The sequence below is a fragment of the Pedobacter sp. AC190 genome, assembly GCF_979258025.1.
In genome coordinates this window covers 2,089,410-2,109,137 of sequence record NZ_OZ409824.1, presented here as the reverse complement: position 1 = coordinate 2,109,137, position 19,728 = coordinate 2,089,410, and the positions used below count along the sequence as shown (strand labels likewise).

The window sequence follows — 19,728 nt, the reverse complement described above, 5'->3', positions numbered from 1 at the left end:
CAATTGCTAATAAAAGTCGTAGTTTTAGTTAGTAAGAATTTCAAAAAGCGTAAGTTTACTGTAAAATATAATTATGGCTTTTACGTTTGATGAATATATTCTACAAAAATATTAACTTACCAAAAATCTTAAATACGTATCCCTAAGAATGAATCTCAAGTATATTAGTAAGCTTGCTTTTTCTGCTCTATCTGTAGCTTTGGTATTTGGTAAAGCAAATGCGCAGGTTACAATTGGAGGTACCCAAACAAATGGAAGCGAATCTAATAACATTGTAACAGCTGTACCGTTTTTACTAATTACGCCCGATGCAAGAGCAGGAGCAATGGGCGATGCAGGCGTAGCCATTGCTGGAGATGTAAACTCTGCTAGTATAAATCCTGCTAAGCTTGCTTTTTTAGATAAGCCTTATGGTTTTGCACTTTCTTATAGTCCGTGGTTAAAAAGCCTTGTTCCTGATATTAACCTGGCTTATTTAAGTGGTTTTTATAAACTTGATGATCGAAATACAATTGGCGCTTCGCTAAGGTATTTTTCTTTGGGCCAAATTCAATTAACCGATATTAACCAGCAAGATTTAGGTATTTCAAATCCTAATGAATTGGCTTTTGATGTTACTTTCGCACGTTCTTTTGGCAAAGAATTTTCTTTGGGAAGTTCGTTAAGGTATATTTATTCTAATTTGGCATCTGGTCAGTTTTCTTCGAGCGGAATAGTTCGTGGAGGTAATGCGGTAAGTATTGATATTGCAGGTTTATACAAAACCTCTACAACCATGTTTGGTAAAGATGCAATCTTATCGGCAGGTGCTAATATTTCGAATATCGGTACAAAAATGAGTTATTCTGATGGAGGACAAAGTTATTTTCTTCCAACCAATTTTAAACTCGGTGGTGCATCTACAATTGTTATAGATGATTTTAGTACATTCACTTTTGCTTTAGATTTAAATAAACTCCTAGTTCCAACCCAACCTATTTACGATTCAAATAACAATATTATAAGTGGAAAAGATCCGAATCGTTCAGTTCCTGCAGGTATATTTGGTTCGTTTACCGATGCTCCTGGTGGTTTTAGTGAAGAATTAAAAGAAGTTGGTATTTCTACAGGATTTGAATATTGGTATAATCAACAATTTGCTGTTCGTGGAGGGTATAATTACCAAAGTCCACAGAAAGGCGATAGCAGATACTTCACTTTAGGTGCAGGCTTAAAATACAACGTTTTTAATATCGACTTTGCTTATTTGATTGCAAATGCTCAATCGAGTCCTTTGGCAAATACCTTACGTTTTAGCCTTTTATTTAACTTCGGCGATAAAAAGACATTTAAGTAAAACCGATTCAAATTATTTTGGCAATTTCGTGCCAGTAATTCTAAATAATATTTTTTTGATATGAAAATAAGGGTAGGCTTTGGGTTTGATGTGCACCAGTTAAAAGATCAACATCCTTTTGTAGTTGGCGGTGTAACGCTCGATCATCATAAAGGTGCTTTTGGGCATTCGGATGCAGATGTTTTATTGCATGCAATTTGCGATGCGCTTTTGGGTGCTGCTAATTTAAGGGATATTGGTTTTCATTTTAAAAATACAGACGATAGATGGAAAGGAATTAGCAGTATGATTTTGCTTAAAGAAACTGTTAAACTTTTAGCCGAAAAAAACTGGCAGGTTGGCAATATCGATGCGATGCTTTGCCTTGAGGCACCAAAAATTAATCCTCACATTTCTGCCATGCAAGAAAATATTGCCAATGCAATAGGAATTTCTACCGAAGACATTTCGATAAAGGCTACCACTAACGAAACCATGGGCTTTATTGGCCGAGAAGAAGGTGTGGTTGCTTATGCGGTTTGTTTAATAGAAAAACCTTAATAATATTTGAAGCGCATGGCCTGCGTATAAATTTACATTTCTTCCTCTTTTTCGCTTATACGCTTCGCTTCGTCATGCTTCCTCGCTGCAGGGTAACGCTGCAACGAGGGCTATAAAATTGTTTCAGCATTTCATTTTGGCGGTTTGCATGGTGCAAAACCATTGTTTTTAAACCTGACAATAGCGGCAGCCCACGATTTTTTTTATCGTGGCTACAGCGAATGGCAGGACTATCGGCCGCCAAATGTAAACAACAATCGTTTCTAAATCCTTTAAGAAGCCGATTCTTTTACGTTTCCAGTTCTTTTTAGTGTTCCCCAGGTTTCCAATTCGCCTTTTATTGCCTTACGGAAAGAACGGAATAAAACCAGATACATAAGTTGCCTCCAGAAAAACCGCTGAGGAAATATGTATAACAGGTTTTTAAATTTTTCATTCTCCATTTTAAATGCAATTGCGGCAAAAATCATGTCGACTAAAATGAATATGATGTAATAGAAAAGTACTTGTCCGAAACCGTTATGAAGACTTAAAATTCCAGAAAAGCCAGTAAGTGTTAGGTTGTTTATGGCGCTAAGCGAAAATAATCCGCTAATTAATGATATAAGCATAAACAAATCTGCTAGTGGTGAAAATAGTGGAAGTATGATTTGATAAATGAGAATGTTAGGCATTCCAACCATTCCGAAATAGCCATACTTTCTGTTTAATAAAGTCTTGCGGTTTTTCCAAAAACTCTGCATAACTCCAAAACTCCAGCGGAAACGTTGTTTTAATAACATATTTACGGTTTCTGGTGCTTCGGTGTAAGCAATGGCGCTATCGCAGTTTTTTACTTTGTAACCAGCTTTTAAAATGCGCATGGTTAGGTCGCAATCTTCAGCAAGCGTATCGATTGTAAACGCCCCAACTTCTAACACAACATCTTTACGGAAAGCGCCAATAGCGCCTGGAACTACAGTGATGGTGTTAAGCAAGTCAAATGCTCTCCGATCCATATTCTGGGCGGTAATATATTCAATTGATTGCCATTTAGTAATGATGTTGTTTGCATTTCCGACCTTAACTGTGCCAGCTACAGCAGCAATTTTGGGGCTATAGAAGTAACGCATCAGCTCGGTAACCGCATCTGTTTTTAATTGAGTATCTGCGTCAATACAAATGATGTAATCGGCGCTGGCTTTTGTTATACCGTAATTTAATGCAGATGCTTTCCCTCCGTTTTCTTTTCTAAATACCTTAACCTGCGGATGGTTTGAAAAGGCTTCGTTAATAATTTCGAAGGTTTTATCTTTCGAACCATCATCTACAAAAATTAATTCGAAATTTGAATAGGTGGTTTTTAATAAACTATTTATTGTATGAACGGCAGTTATTTCTTCATTATAAGCGGGAATAATTATACTAACCTTTTCTGTAGGGTTTTTTAATTTTTTATAAGCATTTTTTCTTGATCTTTTTCGCTGTCTGATCGCTAAATAGGCAATAAAAATTGTTCTTAATATGGCCAGAACAATTGCAACGCTAAAGATTACATTCAAAATCATATTTCCATAATAGAAGAAATTAATAAAGAAATAATTTCCAGAACCTAAGAAACCGCTATTTGCACTTGATTTTACAGCGGGCATTAATTCTGACCTTTTTTTGCCCATTAAGTCGCCCACTGTAGTAAAAGTGTAGCCTTTTTGTTTAAAGTATTTGATAATTCTAGGCAATGCAGCAACTGTAGCTTCGCGATTCCCTCCTGCATCATGCAATAGCAAGATATTTCCGTTGTCTTGTTGCTTTACTACTTCGTTAAAAATCTGATCGGCTGTTTTGCCTGGTTCCCAATCTTCTGGATCGATTAACTCACCTATGTTTATATAATTTTCTTTACGACTTTGCGCAACAGGTAAAATTTCTGAAGTGTTTTGTGGCTCGGCATCGGCATTAAATGGTGCACGAAATAATATCGTACTATGGCCTGTAACGGCTTCAATTAAACGACGAGTAGCATTTAATTCGAATTTAACACGGCGGGGTCCAATAGCCGACATATCTGGATGAAAGAAAGTGTGATTGCCAATCTCGTAACCGTCATCATACTCCTGCTTTAACAATTCCATGTTTTTCTCGGCCATGATACCCACAACAAAGAAACAGGCGGGTACATTTTCCTTTTTAAGAATACTTAGAACTTGGGGCGTATAAACTGGATCAGGACCGTCGTCGAAAGTTAAAACTATTTTTTTATCCGCTTCTCCAAATCGCTTAATTACATATTGCGTTGGTAAGCGGTTATAAACTTGGTTTTTAATCGTAAAATCATCCGTATTCAGGGTAAACTGAACTGCTCCAGGGTTTGGTGTAGATATTAAATCAAGAATTTCACCATCGCCGATGTACGCAATGCCACCCATTGTTAAGGTCGATATTTTTCGCAAATCAACTGGGTGTTTCTTTAAAGAATCTAAACTTAAATCGTGAGAGATGAATTGCCATAAGCGTTTATCTTCAGCACCTAATCGCCATAAAGCAATACCAGCAACTCCCCAATCATCGGCTTTGCGAATTAAATTAAAATTGGTTGCAGCATCTGTAAAGTAAACTTTGTGATTGATACCACTGCCGTCTTTATAGCTAAAATTTAAATTTGCAGAAGCTGGATCGTAATTAATTTTGCTTTTGTAATTTACGGCAGTGGTCATTGCACTTTCGTAAGTAACGGGTGTTCCAACACTTTTATCGGGCCAATCGTAACCATAGCAGGCTAATGCCAAAATTACTTTACTCGCATCCATTTTGCCGCAAATGTCATCCAGTTTTTCTTCTACCCACTCCTGATGCGAGATGTCGCCTGCATTACTATCTTCCGAATGCTGATCGTAAGCCATTAAAACGATGTAATCGTTATAATGCTGCAAAACTTCTGGACTATAATCGTCGTTCTCTGGAGAGATATCCTGCGAAACAATTAGTTTTTCTGCGTGAAACTGCGTGTAAAGGTTTTTCATGAAGGCATTAAATCCATCACGATTTTCCAGGTTAAGTTCTTCAAAATCTATGTTTATGCCTTTATAGCCGTATTTTTTGGTAATTTCTATTAAATTGTAAATCAGCTTTTGCTGAGCTGGCATATCATTTAATAATCTTTTAACGGCGGGACCGTCCCAATGATCTTTGTTGAAATTGGAAACGACTGCAATTGCCGATTTTCTTCCTTCGTGAATTACACGAAGTGCTGCCGTGTCCGCTTTATCTACAATCGAATCTCCATTTAAGAAAAAGGATTCAGTAGCAACCATATCCAAATGGCCTATGTTCCTTTTTAAATCGGGTAATGATTTGCCAACAGTTCCAGCCCAGCTTACATAGAAAGCCATGTTAATTCGTTTTTCATTACCATGACGGGTTAAAATTCTAAGTTCACGATCTTTTTTAATCTTTTGCAGTTTAGATTTTTCGATTTTAAAATCTTTGTATTGCTGAGATTTTTTTAATTTTTCTAATTGTTTTTCTGTTAGCGGCCCATTGGTATTTATGAATGGTAAACTTGGGTATTGAACAGAAGAGAGGGTAAAGGCAACACAAATTATGGCGCCAATAAAAACTAAGAAAAATGAGCGGCTTACCCAGGTAAAGGTATTCCAGCGGCGTTTGTTCTCAGTTTGAAATATTTGTTTTCCGGACATTTTTTTCAGGTCTGATTTAAGTAACAAATATGATGAAGGAATATGAAGATTGTATGAAAAAATCTAGGGGTAATAGCTTAATATCCTTAATATTGCAAGTTTGCTCTCTATAGAAAAAGGGAGTATAATTTTTTTGAGCGGGTTTAAATCCAAATTACGAAAAAGCCGCTATATTTTATTAAAACATAGCGGCTAAAAATATAAACTATAAACCTGTTTTATTCTTCTAAATACCCGAATTTACCTTGGTTATAATCTGAAATGGCTTGGTCTATTTCGGCCTCTGTATTCATTAAAAATGGGCCGTATTGAAAAATAGGTTCATCGATAGGTTGACCACTTAAAATTAAAATCACACTGTTTTCTAATGCTTCAAGGCTAACTTCTTCACCCTCTTTTTTGAAATGAATAAAGCTATCAACCTGGGCAAGTTCTGTCCCATTTATTTTAACAGAGCCTTCAACGATCATAAAGCCCGTGTTAAAATTTGAAGCAAAATTAAAACTGGCTTTCCCACCTTTATTTAACCTTGCATTGTATAACTCTATTGGTGTAAATGTACTCGCATTGCCAGTGATGCCTTGATAACTACCTGCAATTATTTCAATATTGCCACCATTATCTGGTAAAATAAATTTCGCCATATCAGCTTGTTTAACGGCTTGATATTTGGGTTTGCTCATTTTATCTTTGGCAGGCAAATTAATCCAAAGCTGAACCATTTGAAACGGACCACCTGTTAAACTATATGCCTCTTCATGGTATTCTTTATGCAAAATTCCACTTGCAGCTGTCATCCATTGTACGTCGCCTGGAAATATAATGCCACTGTTGCCCGAACTATCGTGATGCGCTACAGCGCCATGATAAGCAATTGTTACCGTTTCAAAGCCACGATGAGGATGAACACCAACGCCACGCGGCTCTTTCCGTGCTGAAAATTCGATTTTTGAACCATAATCCATGAGGAAGAACGGATTCATATCGATTTCATAACCGCTTGGGAAAAAATTATGTACTCTGAAGCCATCGCCGACCATATGAGGTGCTGGTGCTTTTAATACATTTGCTACTTCTTTTGTTTTTGTTTCCATTATTGGAACCCTTTCCTATTATTTAGCATTTTGCGATAAACCATAAAATGCTTACCGCAAAACGCCATTATTTAAGCTTGTTTTACAAACTGCAACTCGCCCAATAAACGAACTTCTTCGCTAACCATTACACCACCAGTTTCTAATGCTGCATTCCAAGTTAAACCAAAATCAGAGCGATTAATTTTTCCGCTTAAAGTGAAACCTGCCTTAGTATTTCCCCATGGATCGGTTGCAATACCACCAAACTCAGCTGTTAATTTTACTGGTTTAGTTTCGCCTTTAATGGTTAAATCACCTTTAACAATATAATCGCTGCCATCTTTTTCTACCGATGTAGATTTAAATTCGATGTGTGCAAATTTTTCAGCGTCAAAGAAATCGCCACTTTTTAAGTGATTGTCACGATCTGTATTTCCAGTATCAATTGATGCAATATCTCCTTTGAAAGCAATGTCTGAATTTTCAAATTCATCGCCTTCAGATGTTAATTCAGCCGAAAACGATTTTAAACTACCTGTTACAGTAGTAATCATTAAGTGTTTTACTTTAAATTGTAATTCGCTGTGGGTTGGATCTAATGTCCATTTAGTAGTTGCCATATGTTTTGTTTTTGATATGTTTAATATTTACATAACAAAAGTACGGCGAGAAGTTTTTAGAAAAATTGATGTATGATAAGTAATGACAGGATTTTCGAGATTAATTTGATTTTCAGGATTATAAGACATAATCCCGAAGCTTTTAAATCATTTTAAAACAATAGAAGCAATTATGAAAATCTTTAATTCAACAAATCCTGTTTAGGGGCGGAAATGTTTATTTGCCAGTTCTTTTCTCACTCGGCTTAAAGACTCTGGCGTTATGCCTAAGTAAGAAGCAATCATCCACTGAGGCACGCGTAAAGTAAGGTTAGGGTAAAGCTTGATGAAGTCTAGGTATCTTTCTTCGGCTGTTGCGCTTAAAAGCATATTAATTCTTTTCTGCATAAAGCGGATAGAATTATTTAGTAATTTTGCATGCATAGGTTGTAAACATGGAACCTGAATGGCGGCTTGTTCCATAAAATTATTTGGCATTACGATTACTTCCGTAGTTTCAATTGCATCAATAAAAAATATTGATGGTTCATTATTCATGTTATTTCTATCAGAAACTAACCAGTTTTCGGGTGCAAATTGGAGAATATGCTCTTTACCCTTCGAATCAATGGAATATGCCCGAAGTAATCCTTTACAAACAAAAAAGCCATGTTTATTAAGATCTCCAGTATATTGTACAATTTCGTTTTTATCGAATTTTTTAACTTTTAAAACAGAAGAAATGCTGTCGAATTGTTCATCAGTTATTTCTATTTTTTCTTTGAGATAGCTTTTAAACTGATCAATCATAAAAACAGCAATTATTTTTTTACAGGTTTAATATCAGAAAAATCTACACCACATTTGCAATTGCCGCCACACCCATCTTTTTTAACCTGAAGAGATTTAAAAACCAAACGGCCAACATATACCAATGCTACCGCAAAAAGTAAAAAGACTAATATCGTTTGAATATTCATAATACAAATATAAACAGCTTTTGCGGTTGTGGTTTCAGTTAAATGTAAAAAGGTTATGAGCTTGTAGAATGGATGTATTGTTCGACAAGCGCATAATGATAATATTAATCTTCCATAAAGCCAACAGTTCCGCCAACCCAATCAAAATCCGCGTTGTAACGTACACCAATCATTTTTCCTCTACTTAGTCGTGCTAAATTAATGCAAAGCTGAGGTTCTCCATTATCAGGCCATAAATACATCATTCTGATCTCTGCTTTCACACCACCATCGAGTGCCTCTACAACAGGTTCATAGGTAACTTTCCTTTGTAGAATCCAGTTTTCAGGGTCTTTAATGTTGATAATATCATTTTTAGTTACGTCTATAATAACGCCCATTCCAGCAAAAGAGAATAGTGGCTTTAGTACATAATTTTCTAAATCAGCAGGAATACTTTCTATTTGGTTTAGAAAACGGGTTTCTGGTACAAACTCACTATTTAAAAAAGGCATAGTATATTTACTTATTCTGTAGAACCAATTCGGATGAGTTACCCATTCTACATCGAGCTCTTCTCGTGGGTCGAAACTGTTTTTAAATATTTCTGTATTATCGGCAACCTCATCAAATATTAATCGGTTATAAATTCGTTTTAATTGAATTTGTTTACCATTTTCCTCATAAAATAACTGATTACCAATTTTCTTGATGTCTTCCAATGCCAGTATTTTAATGCCGAGCATTTTTTGTGTTACAAAAAAATCGATAGCTGTTTTTTGGTTTGGTGCATCAACATCCATTAAGGCTACTTCGCTTGGTTGATGATTGCCAAGTATTACATCTTTAAGGAGTTGGATATATTGTTTTTCATCGAAATCATTTAGAAAGTGATTAACTGAATTATCGATTTCAAAAACTTGCCTGAAGGAATTTGCTAAGTGCGACTGAAAGCCATATAGTGAAGGGAAGCCCTGCATTTCAATTAACATTGGTGTTAATTCTCCGGCTTCATTTTTACATATACCGAAATCGAAAGTTAAGAAATGTGGCTGTTCGTTTTCGTTTGGAACATTCCAGTTTTTGGGGATTGAATTTTTTGTTAATTCCTTGAAATCGGGTTGCTTAATTAAGCTTATAATTTCTTCGCCTGCTGCAATTAGCTTTGCCTTTAAAGCTTTTGGAATAAATATAGGTGTTTCGGCTACGCGGAAAGGTATCTCACAGTAACCATCTTGCAGTTTTTCTAAGAAATTTTTATATTTCTCTTCAGTAAATTGTTGATTATATTTTTGACGTTTTGCAGGTATCATAATGTTATTCTTTTAGTAATAGCGTAATTGCAAGACACGAAGTAATCTTAATGCTCTTAGTTGATTAGCGAGTGTTTAAAGATTACTTCGTGCCTTGAAATTACGACCGCCGAAAAATAAATAAAATTGATTTTCCAGCTTTAGGCCTCTTGCAAATTTCCTATTGCTTTATTTAAAAAATTAGGAAGGATAACACTTTGCGTTAACACAATTCTGGCTGGATCATCTAAACTATTCAGCATATCTAAATATTTTTGTTCTCCATGTAAATCGGTAATGGCTTTCTTTTTCTCGTCTTGAAGTAAGTACATTTTCATCCCAACTGGATCTGCCTCTGGGTGAAATTGAGTACCTATTATTTCGTCAGTAAAGCGGATTGACATCATGCAGCGTTCCAAATCAACATGTTTTCTTTCTTTCTCAATAGCGAGCAATTTTGCTCCTTTTTTATCGAAAGCATTAAAATCTGGTTCTATAACCTGCCAATCTCTACTATCAACCGAGAAAAATGGATTTGTAATGCCGCTAAAAATCTCATCTTTTTCGCCATCTTCCGTTAAGGTGATTGGGAAAATACCAAAGGCATTTGATCGTCTTTCGGTAACATTTCCTAATTCATATTTACGGCAAGCCAGTTGAAAAGAATGACAGATTAGAAAAGCATATTTCTTCTGTTCATCATTCAATGCATTAAAAGATTCTATTTGATCTAAAAGATTAAAAAAATCATTTTCCCATTTTTCGCCTTTGCTTTCAATCGGGCTTCCTGGGCCACCGCTTGAAATATATGCATCGTAGCTAATATCGGGTATTTCTCCATTTTGCCTTAAATCGAAAACATCGAAAGAAAGGTTAATGTCATTTTCAATTTTAAATCGGGATAAAATTTCCTTAATTCCCCGCATACCCTGATTAGGTGCGCCGTTATTCATATCAATAACGGCGACCTTTAAGTCTCTTTTATCCATTGTAAAATTACTTTGCGCCTATAAGTGTTTGAGTAGTAATATAATCTACTACCGACTCAAAGTTACCAGTTTGTTCGTAAACGGCCAACTGTCTGTCTGCACCAGTACCATGTTCAAGTATTTTGTGAACATAATTCAAATCGTTTCTGCAGCCTAAATCATCTACAACATCATCAACAAAGTCGAGTAATTCTAAAACTAAATTCCGACAATTTACTTCCATTTCTTTGCCGAAATCGATTAAGTTACCGTCAATTCCGTAACGGGCAGCACGCCATTTGTTTTCATTAATTAATGCTCTCGAGTAACTGATAAACTCCATATTTTGCAAACGAAGTTTGTACAGTTTGGCACATAAAGCCTGAAATAAAGCTGTAAACGCCATCGTTTCGTCGATTAACATCGGGCAATCGCAAATGCGGAATTCAACAGTGTCGAAAAATGGATGTACTCTGATATCCCACCAAATTTTCTTTGCATTATCCATGCAATTGGTTTTGATCAGCAGTTTTACATAATTATCATAATCTTCAATGCTGTTAAAAATATCAGGAATTCCAGTCCGGGGAAATTTATCAAAAACCTTTGTTCTGAAGGATTTGTAACCTGTATTTCTCGCTTCCCAAAAAGGAGAATTGGTTGATAAAGCAAATACGTGTGGCAAGAAATACCTTACCTGGTTTGCAATGTGAATGGCTAATTCGCGTGATTGAAAACCAACGTGAACGTGTAAGCCAAAAATTAAATTCGAACGTGCAGCTTCCTGCAGTTCGTTTACAATTTCATTATAACGGGGATGTTCTGTAATTAATTGTTTTTCCCAATGCGAAAATGGGTGCGTGCCAGCGGCACCAATACGTAAGCCTTGTTCACCAGCTAGTTGCGATACTGTATATCGAAGCTGCGAAATTTCTTTTCGTGCTTCTTCAGTTGTTCTGCAAATACCAGTTCCAACTTCTACAACGGCTTGGTGCATTTCTGCCTTTACCTGGTCTTTATGTATTTTTTGTGCAGCTTCAACAATTTTTTGGTCATGCGAGGTAAGTTCCCTGGTAACGGGATCAACTACCATGTACTCTTCCTCTATTCCAAGCGTAAATTCATTCATCCTAGTGCTCATTAATCAAAATCCCTTATTTTTTAGCTGCGGTTTTCTTTGGTTTTGCTGGTGCTTTTTCTGTAGCTGGTTTTGCAGTTTTTGGCGCTGCAGCTTTTGGTTGGGTTTTGGCAATTAATGGTTTACCGCCTACCGAAGATTTTATGTATTCGCCCCATGTTAAATTATCCTGACCATCTTTTTGCGCTTTAGCTCTTTCGATAGCATAGTTTGCTGTAGTTTCAACAACCCAGTCAAAATTCTCTTGTCCTACACTTTTAATATCGGCATCGGGAGCAGGGTTACAGAAATCGATAGCGATAGGCACTCCATCGCGAACAGCAAATTCTACAGTATTAAAATCGTAGCCTAAATAATTACACAATTTCAGTGTGTATTCCTCAACCGTTTTTAGCAATTTTGGGTCTGGACTTTTGCCATCAACTGCATAACGTAAATGATGCGGATTGCGTGGATCGTATTGCATAATACGAACATGTTTGCCGCCAATGCAGTAACATCTAAAATACTGGTCAAAAATAATTTCTTCTTGTAAAAGCATCACCAATTGTTCAGTTCCGCTGTGTTTATCAAAGAAATCTTCTTTATCATGAAGTTTATAAACGTCTCTCCATCCACCTCCGTCATAAGGTTTCATATAAGCTGGAAAACCTGTGTATTCAAAAATAGCATCCCAATCTAAAGGCATAGCCAAGTTTGAGAAAGATTCTCCGGTTGTTCCTGTTGGATGTTGTCTTGATGGAATTAAAGCAGTTTTAGGTACCGGAACTCCAATTTGTTCTGCCAAAGCATTGTTGAAAAACTTTTCATCGGCACTCCACCAAAATGGATTGTTGATTACCGCAGTTCCAGTAATTGCAGCATTTTTTAGCGATGCTCTGTAGAAAGGTACATCTTGAGAAATACGGTCGATAATTACCGAATATCCAAGCGGAGCATTTTGAAATATTTTGTCGATTTTAACAGCTTCGGCAGTAATGCCTTTTTCTGCTTTCTGATTGATTCTTTCGATTACGGCTTCAGGAAAAGAGCGTTCCTGTCCAAATAAAATCCCTATTTTCTTCATTGGTACTATTTTAGTTTAATTGTTTAACTGCTTAACGGGTTAATTGTTTGAAAACCAAAGCGGTTAATTTATTTAGTGTTTTCTTTTTTTAAAGCTGAGCAATGTAGTTCGGAAACATTTCTCTCCATATTGGCCAGTCGTGATCTGCATTTTGTCTAATATCCAGCCAATGATTGATTCCTTTCTGAGTTAAGATTTTCGATAAATTTTCGTTGTCAGGTCTGCACATATCTCGATCTGTAGTGCCTAAAACAATTTTCATGTAATGCAATTCTGGATTACTGTTGTTCATAAGATTATCAACTGGATTGTTGAAGTAAACATCATCATTATAAAATCCATCCAATTGGCCAGTGATATCAAAGGCACCGCTCATGCTAAACATATGACTAACGAGCCATGGATGTCGAAATGCAAAATTTGCAGCATGATAGCCTCCAAAACTACAACCAGCGGTTATAATTTTGCTTTGGCCTGTTTCATGTCTGGCTAAAGGCACTACTTCCTCCAGAAGATACTTATCATACCAAATATGATTTTTTACTCTGTCTGCGGGATGTATGCTTTTGTTGTACCAACTTAACTTGTCAATACCATCAGGACAATAAACCTTAATCTTACCTTCATTAATGAAACCCTCTACAGAGTCTATTAATTTAAAGTCTTTGTTTTCGAAATATCGCCCCATACTCGTTGGGAACAGCAGGATAGGGATGCCGCTGTGACCAAAGATGAGCATGTCGATTTCAGCACTCAAGTTTGGACTGTACCACTTTTTATGTTCTTCTTTAACCATATAGAAAATTGAATGATTTAAGTTATAAATTAAAATCTGTAAAAAGAATATTTCGTAGATGAAATGATACACAAAGTGTAAAAGTTAAGCTTTGATAATTAATAGTTTATCAAGATTTGTAACTTTGTGCCGAATTCTGGCGATTTGCCAAGTGTTAGGGGATTTGAAGCATATGTACACTACAATTTTATCAGTAAAAGTTAATACCATTAATTTTAAAATTCCTTCTGCTAACTTAAAGCGGGAGGTTGAAATAGATTTATACGTACCCGAAGGTATTTTAGGAAACGAAAAAATAGAACTTCTTTTATTAAACGATGGTCAGGATGTGGCCAAAATGGATTTTCCAAAAATTTTAGAAGAAGCTCATCACAATAAAAGAAATCATAGATTAATTGTTGTGGCCATAAAAGCTTCGACAGAAAGATTAATGGAATATGGAGTTGCAGGCGTGCCCGATTTTAAAGGGCGTGGAGCTAAAGCCCGTTTGTACAATGATTTTGTTATAAAAGAACTTTTGCCTTTTGTTAAAAAGAAAATTGCGATGCCGATTACAGGGAAGGTTGCTTTTGCAGGTTTTTCTTTAGGTGGCTTATCGGCATTTGATATTGCCTGGAATAATCCATCTGTTTTTGATGCAGTTGGTGTTTTTTCAGGCGCATTTTGGTGGCGTAAAAAAGATTTGATTGATGGTTATACTGATGCAGATCGAATTATGCACGCGTTAATAGACACTACTTCAACAAAGCCAGACATGAAGTTTTGGTTAATGACAGGAACTGAAGATGAGAAAGCCGATCGTAATAAAAATATGATTATCGATTCGATTGATGATACGATTGATGTTGTGAAATCATTATTAAAAAAAGGATATAAACGACCTGAAAATATTTTCTACTTTGAAAAAGTTGGGGGTAAACACGATGTTGCAACCTGGGAAAAGGTAATGCCAGCTTTTTTAACCTGGGCTTTTGAGATTTAAAATCAATTAGTTGTATTTCTGAAAAATTGCAGAGTCAAAAATGGTCCAATAACAACATTTTTGATTACAGCTTTTAAGCGCACTATTACTCCAGGTATTACAGGTTTTAAATAAGCTATAGCTTCCAATAGCTTCATAAAAGGCATCTGCATTGTCGTAATTCAGTTTTGTTTTTATGTTTATAAAATGATGTTCAGCATCGGTTTTAAAACTAGCTGAAATGTATTTCACAAGTTTAGCATATTGCTCGGTGCTAATCATGATTTTTACACAATCTTTATTTTCCTGAACATATTTATAATAAGTTGTATGCATGGCAGATTTGCTGAGGCCTAAAATCGCATTTAAACCAGTACTTAGTTTTAAATCTGAAAAGGTTGGTGTTTCGAGATAAAATTTTCGATCTCCCCAACCAAATGCCAGATATTCTGAACTTGTATCGGCAGACTTTGTATCCGAAAACTTTATTTCTTTTCTCCAATCCATTTGTTCATTATTCGCTGGTACCACAATATCAGTATGAATTCCATTTGTCATAATGTAAATGGCTACTTCCTGTTTTTGCTTAACATTCTTGTTTAGCGAAATATGTGATAAGCAAAAAGCCGTTAGAAAATATAAGGCTACGAAAGATAAAAAAGCCAGAAAAATTATCTTCAAATACTTTAAAATTTTTCTCATCAACCTAATTCTTAGCTTTTATTGATTAATACCTTTTATCAGCAATGGTAACCTTTAGTGCATTATCAATTTTATTGATGGCCACATCGAAAAACGTGATTTTTGTAAGCTAACCCGATTACCTACCTTCATTTTATGATAAAGGGATTATTTGAAACGCATTTATATGTAGAGGATTTAGAAAAATCGGTAGATTTCTATAAAAATGTTTTAGGATTGAAACAGTGTGGCTATAATGCTAAACGTAAAATTGCATTTTTCTGGATTGGCAAACCAAAAGAAGCAATGCTTGGATTGTGGGAAAAGCCTAAAGCGGAAATAGATATCCGGCATTTTGCTTTTCGTTCTGATCTGGACGATGTATTGAACAAGTCGGTTGATTTTCTCAAATCGAAAAACTTGAAGCCATATAATTTTTTAAAAGATGATTCGGACAAACCCATGGTTTTTGCGTGGATGCCAGCTTTAGCCATCTATTTTAATGATCCTGATGGGCATATACTTGAATTTATTGCCATTATAGATGGCGAAGCAAGACCAGAACTTGGCGTAATTCCATACGAAGAATGGCTTGCTCAAAAAACTCCGTAATCATTTTCGGGGGTAAGTATTAATCCAATGTGTTGTTTTACTCCTAACTAATGCATAGGTCGTTTCTTTAATAGCGCTCAATAAGTTGATGGTTTCCGCATTATTTAAGGTTAGGGTATTTGAATACGTACTGTATGATGAAAATTTAAAAGCATCGTAGCCAATATAGTTTACTGGCATCCTATAGTTGAAAACAAAATAAGACTTTTTATTTTTAGAGTCAATTGCATAATTAAGGTACAATACTTGGTCTGCTTCAGCAGGTGTATCTACAAGCTTTACAGATTGTTCTTTCCCTAGTGATATCTTTATTTTTGCGGATAAATCGGCTGGAATAGGGAGAAAAATACAAAAAGGGCGATTCATAGCTTTTTGTAAAGCTTGTTTACCTTCTCCAGTTATATTCAACGAAAATAGAAATGATGGGCTGGAATCATCCCGCTTCCAGTTATTATAGTCTTGATAGCTGTTTAGTTTGCTGAGTGGAAGCACTTCTGTGTTGAAAGCCTTAATGTAGTCTGGAGTTTTTAGCTTACTCGTATTTATGTATATTTTTAAGTATGGCTTAGATGTTCTGTAAGGATCTGTTAAAATGAAACGTTCACCAGTTTTTACAACTACACCAGTTTTGAGTTTTGCTAAGGCGCTATCTGCATATATTCTCGTGATTGTAATTTGAGTACTATTATTTGTGAGCACATTTCCAATTGCGATTCCGTTATTATAACCAGCATTTATAACGATATTTCCTCCTTTAGTACCGACACTATTTGCAGTTATTGGTGTAGCAGGTTTTGTTTCTACAGGAAGGCCAATTAAATTGGTTGTATTCCGGCCTGGGTCTAATTGAAATTCTGGAGATTGGGTGTATAGTTGGATTTTGGAGACCTGAGTATTTATATTGTCAATAATCTTTGATAGCGGAAAATCAATTTTGTTTTGCTCATAGATACCTAGAAGTGCTTTTGTGAAAGCACCGTGTGGAACACCAGATTCATCCCAAGTTTCTGCTGCCTTGTAATAGGATTTGCTTGCTGCAAGTGTGGCAAATTTAGAATTAGGCGTTTCTGCAGGACGTGCAATTTTTTCGGCATCGTTTAGCGTTAAATCGGCATTCATATCAAATTTTACATCGCTAGCGATTACTATGTCCATATTCATTACTTTTTTTGCAAGTGTGTCACTCTCAGATGCAGGGGCAAAATAATTAGGATCGTCAGAATATGGGGTGTCGTATGGTAAGACGAGTGTGGCAGCCATTCCGCCACTAAAACAACAATCGAATATACTGGTTAGGATAACTTTTTTTTCTACAAACTTGTTGAAGATTCTTTTAAGCGTATTGTCTTTAACTAAACATCCATAATTTTTAGCAAACAGGTTACTCATAATCAAGGATTGATTATATCCCTTTTTTATTGGGTCGCCGTTTAAGAATGAATTATTGATAAACGCTCCATGCCCGCTGTAATAAAAGACGACTACATCGCCAGCTTTACTTTTTGTAATGGTTTCGTTCAAGGCGTTAATTAGGTTTTCTTGTGTGGCATTTTGGTTGGTTAGGAGATTAATGTTTTTCGATTCGAACTCAAAGCGATTCATCAAAAGCGATTTCATGCTCATCGCGTCATTAACACACCCTTTTAGGGAATACACACTTTTTTGGGTTGTCGTTTCGTAATAATCGTTAATTCCAACAATAACCGCGTACTTATTTTGCGCTTTTAATTTCACCGTTGATAGTATAAAAAGGGTAAATAAGATTATTGTGGGGAATTTGCACATGAGGTCGCTTTTTTTACTAAATTTAACATTAAAATCCTTATAATGAAACATATAGCGCTCACATTTGCATTGCTGTTTTTGGTATTTACTGCAAGTGCTCAAAAAAGAGTAATAGATAGTTTAAAAAGAGAGCTATCATTCAAAAAGGCAGATTCTAGCAAAGCCATTGCTTTGTACACACTTAGTTATTATTATCTTGACTATAAACCTGACTCAGCTATGCTTTTGGCTAGACAATCTTATGATTTATCTAAAAAGAATAAATTTTTGAGAGGTGAATCTTGGGCATTGAATAGTATTGCAAGTGCTTTTCATGCGCTTCATAACTATCCGAAAGCAATCGAGTATTATATAGAACAAATTAAGGTAGAGGAAAAACGAGAAGTCCCTGAAAATATTGGTAATGCTTATTTAAGTATTGCATTAGTATATAGTAGCGAGAAGGAGGTTGATAAAGCGCTATATTATGCGCTTAGAGCCGATTCCATAGCAAAAGCCAATAAGCTTCCTGAATTAAAGCTGTTTTCTAAACTAAATATTGGCGATATTTATGAGAAAGCTAATCAACTAAGTTCGGCTATGGTTTATACGCACCAAGCCTATGAACTTTCAATCCTTCAGAAAAAAGATCAACTCACAGGTATAGCGTTAAATAATCTTGGTAATATTTATAACAAACGAGCTGATTATATTAAAGCTTCATCATACTATGAACAATGTATTCCTTTTTTGCAGGCTGCGGAAGATTTTAATAACCTGTCAGAATGTTACATCGGGCTAGCTAGAACTAAAAAAGAAACTGGTAAAATAGATTCTGCAATCTGGTATGCAAAATTGGCTTATGATATTGCAACTAAGAACGAATTTCTAGCGAAGGCTGTTGATGCAAGTGTTTTATTGGTCAAGCTTTACAAAAATAGGGCTAACATTGATAGTGCTTTCGCTTATCAGGAAATTATGGTCAATTTAACGGATTCGATTGATAGTAAGGAGAGAGCAAAACAGGTGCAGAGTATGACGATTGCCGAAGATACTCGTCAGAAAGACATTTCGGAAGCAAAAGAAAAAGAAGTTGAAGAGCGAAAACAAAAATTACAATTACTGGCAATAGGTGTTTTTATTCCCATCTTCTTTTTCATTAGTGTTTTTTTAAGCAGAAAAAAGGTAAACAAAAAAATAATCGAATTCTCTGGAATACTTTCTTTATTAATGCTTTTTGAGTACTTAACCTTATTTATTCACCCCTTCGTTGCAGAGAAATCTCACCATTCACCATTCATTGAAATTGTAGTTTTTGTAATCATTGCTTCTTTGCTTACTCCTGCCCATCATAAAATAGAGCATTGGTTAATTGATAAGCTTTCGAAAATGAGAGCGCATCATTTACAAATCAGGCAAAAATATGATAATGATAAGTTGGATGAATAAATAAAATATCTGCAAATTAGTTTTTAGGTGTCGGAACCTTTGTTCCTTTCATGCCCGTGTCAACAACAGCAGTGTCTTTAGGTGCCGCCATAGTATCAACCATAGTATCAACTTTTGCAGAGTCTGCTGATTCTACCTTTTTTTCGCTGTTACAGCTTTGCAATGATAATGTGGTTAATGCAATTAAAAATGCGCCTGTAGTGATGATTGTTTTTTTCATAATTAATTTAGAATTAAAGTTTATTAAAGATATATCTTTGTGTTGATATTCAGTGTATTACATTAATTATTTATGAAATATATTAACTGCTACAAGTTGTGTATTTATTGCTTTTCGAAGGTGTAACAGTAAATTTGCCATAACCATTGGCGAAGAATTAAATTTTAAGCTTTTCCAAAGCAATAGTTGTGCTTGGCAGAAAATTAACCAGTTTGCCATTATTACTTTCGTAAATAAAATCGCCTATGCTTTTTCCTGTGCACGCTTCGAACTCTCCAACAATTACTAAGCGAATTCGATAATTAGAAAATTTCTGAAGCATCTCCCCTGCTAGTCCGCTTTTTAAATCGAAAAAAATTGATGTAATATTTTGCTCATGAATAATGATGGAGTCAAAACCTTGGTAGTATAAATTGCCTAGCAAGTCCAAACCATCTTCTGCATTTTTAATGATGATCTCATTTGAAATTACCTCGGCAATTTTTATACTATTTATTTGGTGTTCTTTAATCTCCATAAAACTTATTTCTTTTTTGCTACGAAGCTAAAATTAAGAATATTTTTAGGCGATCTAATTATTGAAGTTTCTTTGAC

At 35.4% G+C, this 19,728-nt stretch carries 19 protein-coding genes; 5 read left to right on the top strand and 14 right to left on the bottom strand.

Annotated features, from left to right (window positions below; all coding sequences use genetic code 11):
• The first annotated feature begins 148 nt into the window (after positions 1-148).
• Entirely contained in the window at positions 149-1,336 is a 1,188-nt protein-coding gene (gene porV / locus ACZZZI_RS09295; RefSeq protein WP_316764363.1) for a type IX secretion system outer membrane channel protein PorV, read from the top strand.
• A gap of 60 nt (positions 1,337-1,396) precedes the next feature.
• Positions 1,397-1,876, top strand: a complete 480-nt coding sequence (ispF, locus tag ACZZZI_RS09290) for a 2-C-methyl-D-erythritol 2,4-cyclodiphosphate synthase (protein WP_424057191.1) — start codon at positions 1,397-1,399, stop codon at positions 1,874-1,876.
• 272 nt (positions 1,877-2,148) lie between these two features.
• Here the strand turns inward: ispF and ACZZZI_RS09285 are convergent, their stop codons facing one another.
• From ACZZZI_RS09285 to ACZZZI_RS09240, 10 genes are all read right to left on the bottom strand, one after another.
• On the bottom strand, positions 2,149-5,553 hold the full coding sequence (locus ACZZZI_RS09285) for a glycosyltransferase (protein WP_463489272.1): 3,405 nt from the start codon (positions 5,551-5,553) through the stop codon (positions 2,149-2,151).
• Positions 5,554-5,771: 218 nt separating this feature from the next.
• Positions 5,772-6,647, bottom strand: coding sequence for a pirin family protein (locus tag ACZZZI_RS09280; RefSeq protein ID WP_463489271.1), 876 nt, complete (start codon positions 6,645-6,647; stop codon positions 5,772-5,774).
• A gap of 71 nt (positions 6,648-6,718) precedes the next feature.
• Positions 6,719-7,249, bottom strand: coding sequence for a YceI family protein (locus tag ACZZZI_RS09275; RefSeq protein WP_316764354.1), 531 nt, complete (start codon positions 7,247-7,249; stop codon positions 6,719-6,721).
• A gap of 201 nt (positions 7,250-7,450) precedes the next feature.
• Positions 7,451-8,038, bottom strand: coding sequence for a Crp/Fnr family transcriptional regulator (locus ACZZZI_RS09270; RefSeq protein ID WP_344769459.1), 588 nt, complete (start codon positions 8,036-8,038; stop codon positions 7,451-7,453).
• Positions 8,039-8,049: 11 nt separating this feature from the next.
• Positions 8,050-8,208 carry a FeoB-associated Cys-rich membrane protein gene (locus ACZZZI_RS09265; RefSeq protein WP_230142220.1) on the bottom strand — a complete coding sequence of 53 codons (159 nt, stop codon included), beginning with the start codon at positions 8,206-8,208 and terminating at the stop codon, positions 8,050-8,052.
• Positions 8,209-8,312: 104 nt separating this feature from the next.
• Positions 8,313-9,500, bottom strand: coding sequence for a hypothetical protein (locus ACZZZI_RS09260; protein WP_344769463.1), 1,188 nt, complete (start codon positions 9,498-9,500; stop codon positions 8,313-8,315).
• A 140-nt stretch (positions 9,501-9,640) separates the two neighbouring features.
• On the bottom strand, positions 9,641-10,468 hold the full coding sequence (locus tag ACZZZI_RS09255; RefSeq protein ID WP_463489270.1) for a type 1 glutamine amidotransferase: 828 nt from the start codon (positions 10,466-10,468) through the stop codon (positions 9,641-9,643).
• Between the two features lie 7 nt (positions 10,469-10,475).
• Positions 10,476-11,576 (bottom strand): carboxylate-amine ligase, encoded by a 1,101-nt coding sequence (locus ACZZZI_RS09250; protein WP_316764338.1) that lies wholly within the window; start codon positions 11,574-11,576, stop codon positions 10,476-10,478.
• Positions 11,577-11,601: 25 nt separating this feature from the next.
• Positions 11,602-12,651: an ATP-grasp domain-containing protein gene (locus ACZZZI_RS09245; protein ID WP_344769467.1), complete on the bottom strand. Its 1,050-nt coding sequence runs from the start codon at positions 12,649-12,651 to the stop codon at positions 11,602-11,604.
• 88 nt (positions 12,652-12,739) lie between these two features.
• On the bottom strand, positions 12,740-13,447 hold the full coding sequence (locus ACZZZI_RS09240) for an esterase family protein (RefSeq protein ID WP_344769469.1): 708 nt from the start codon (positions 13,445-13,447) through the stop codon (positions 12,740-12,742).
• Positions 13,448-13,619: 172 nt separating this feature from the next.
• Here ACZZZI_RS09240 and ACZZZI_RS09235 point away from each other — a divergent pair, with 172 nt between their 5' ends.
• A complete protein-coding gene (locus ACZZZI_RS09235) occupies positions 13,620-14,429 on the top strand; it encodes an alpha/beta hydrolase (protein WP_463489269.1) in 810 nt (269 codons plus the stop codon).
• Between the two features lie 6 nt (positions 14,430-14,435).
• On the opposite strand, the gene ACZZZI_RS09230 is transcribed toward ACZZZI_RS09235, so the two are convergent.
• Positions 14,436-15,110, bottom strand: a complete 675-nt coding sequence (locus ACZZZI_RS09230; protein ID WP_463489268.1) for a TIGR02117 family protein — start codon at positions 15,108-15,110, stop codon at positions 14,436-14,438.
• A gap of 135 nt (positions 15,111-15,245) precedes the next feature.
• Here ACZZZI_RS09230 and ACZZZI_RS09225 point away from each other — a divergent pair, with 135 nt between their 5' ends.
• Entirely contained in the window at positions 15,246-15,701 is a 456-nt protein-coding gene (locus ACZZZI_RS09225; protein ID WP_463489267.1) for a VOC family protein, read from the top strand.
• On the opposite strand, the gene ACZZZI_RS09220 is transcribed toward ACZZZI_RS09225, so the two are convergent.
• A complete protein-coding gene (locus tag ACZZZI_RS09220; RefSeq protein WP_463489266.1) occupies positions 15,702-17,435 on the bottom strand; it encodes a caspase family protein in 1,734 nt (577 codons plus the stop codon).
• A 93-nt stretch (positions 17,436-17,528) separates the two neighbouring features.
• On the opposite strand from ACZZZI_RS09220, the gene ACZZZI_RS09215 reads away from it, so the two are divergent.
• Entirely contained in the window at positions 17,529-18,914 is a 1,386-nt protein-coding gene (locus ACZZZI_RS09215; RefSeq protein WP_463489265.1) for a tetratricopeptide repeat protein, read from the top strand.
• Positions 18,915-18,930: 16 nt separating this feature from the next.
• Here ACZZZI_RS09215 and ACZZZI_RS09210 read toward each other — a convergent pair whose 3' ends face one another.
• Entirely contained in the window at positions 18,931-19,134 is a 204-nt protein-coding gene (locus ACZZZI_RS09210; protein ID WP_463489264.1) for a hypothetical protein, read from the bottom strand.
• A 157-nt stretch (positions 19,135-19,291) separates the two neighbouring features.
• Entirely contained in the window at positions 19,292-19,651 is a 360-nt protein-coding gene (locus ACZZZI_RS09205) for a DUF4180 domain-containing protein (protein ID WP_463489263.1), read from the bottom strand.
• Positions 19,652-19,728: the final 77 nt, after the last annotated feature.

Excerpts from the sequence above, each read along its gene's own strand:
- porV (WP_316764363.1), top strand. The coding sequence starts at position 149 with ATGAATCTCAAGTATATTAGTAAGCTTGCTTTTTCTGCTCTATCTGTA.
- ispF (WP_424057191.1), top strand. The coding sequence starts at position 1,397 with ATGAAAATAAGGGTAGGCTTTGGGTTTGATGTGCACCAGTTAAAAGAT.
- ACZZZI_RS09285 (WP_463489272.1), bottom strand. The coding sequence starts at position 5,553 with ATGTCCGGAAAACAAATATTTCAAACTGAGAACAAACGCCGCTGGAAT.
- ACZZZI_RS09280 (WP_463489271.1), bottom strand. The coding sequence starts at position 6,647 with ATGGAAACAAAAACAAAAGAAGTAGCAAATGTATTAAAAGCACCAGCA.
- ACZZZI_RS09275 (WP_316764354.1), bottom strand. The coding sequence starts at position 7,249 with ATGGCAACTACTAAATGGACATTAGATCCAACCCACAGCGAATTACAA.
- ACZZZI_RS09270 (WP_344769459.1), bottom strand. The coding sequence starts at position 8,038 with ATGATTGATCAGTTTAAAAGCTATCTCAAAGAAAAAATAGAAATAACT.
- ACZZZI_RS09265 (WP_230142220.1), bottom strand. The coding sequence starts at position 8,208 with ATGAATATTCAAACGATATTAGTCTTTTTACTTTTTGCGGTAGCATTG.
- ACZZZI_RS09260 (WP_344769463.1), bottom strand. The coding sequence starts at position 9,500 with ATGATACCTGCAAAACGTCAAAAATATAATCAACAATTTACTGAAGAG.
- ACZZZI_RS09255 (WP_463489270.1), bottom strand. The coding sequence starts at position 10,468 with ATGGATAAAAGAGACTTAAAGGTCGCCGTTATTGATATGAATAACGGC.
- ACZZZI_RS09250 (WP_316764338.1), bottom strand. The coding sequence starts at position 11,576 with ATGAATGAATTTACGCTTGGAATAGAGGAAGAGTACATGGTAGTTGAT.
- ACZZZI_RS09245 (WP_344769467.1), bottom strand. The coding sequence starts at position 12,651 with ATGAAGAAAATAGGGATTTTATTTGGACAGGAACGCTCTTTTCCTGAA.
- ACZZZI_RS09240 (WP_344769469.1), bottom strand. The coding sequence starts at position 13,447 with ATGGTTAAAGAAGAACATAAAAAGTGGTACAGTCCAAACTTGAGTGCT.
- ACZZZI_RS09235 (WP_463489269.1), top strand. The coding sequence starts at position 13,620 with ATGTACACTACAATTTTATCAGTAAAAGTTAATACCATTAATTTTAAA.
- ACZZZI_RS09230 (WP_463489268.1), bottom strand. The coding sequence starts at position 15,110 with ATGAGAAAAATTTTAAAGTATTTGAAGATAATTTTTCTGGCTTTTTTA.
- ACZZZI_RS09225 (WP_463489267.1), top strand. The coding sequence starts at position 15,246 with ATGATAAAGGGATTATTTGAAACGCATTTATATGTAGAGGATTTAGAA.
- ACZZZI_RS09215 (WP_463489265.1), top strand. The coding sequence starts at position 17,529 with ATGAAACATATAGCGCTCACATTTGCATTGCTGTTTTTGGTATTTACT.
- ACZZZI_RS09210 (WP_463489264.1), bottom strand. The coding sequence starts at position 19,134 with ATGAAAAAAACAATCATCACTACAGGCGCATTTTTAATTGCATTAACC.
- ACZZZI_RS09205 (WP_463489263.1), bottom strand. The coding sequence starts at position 19,651 with ATGGAGATTAAAGAACACCAAATAAATAGTATAAAAATTGCCGAGGTA.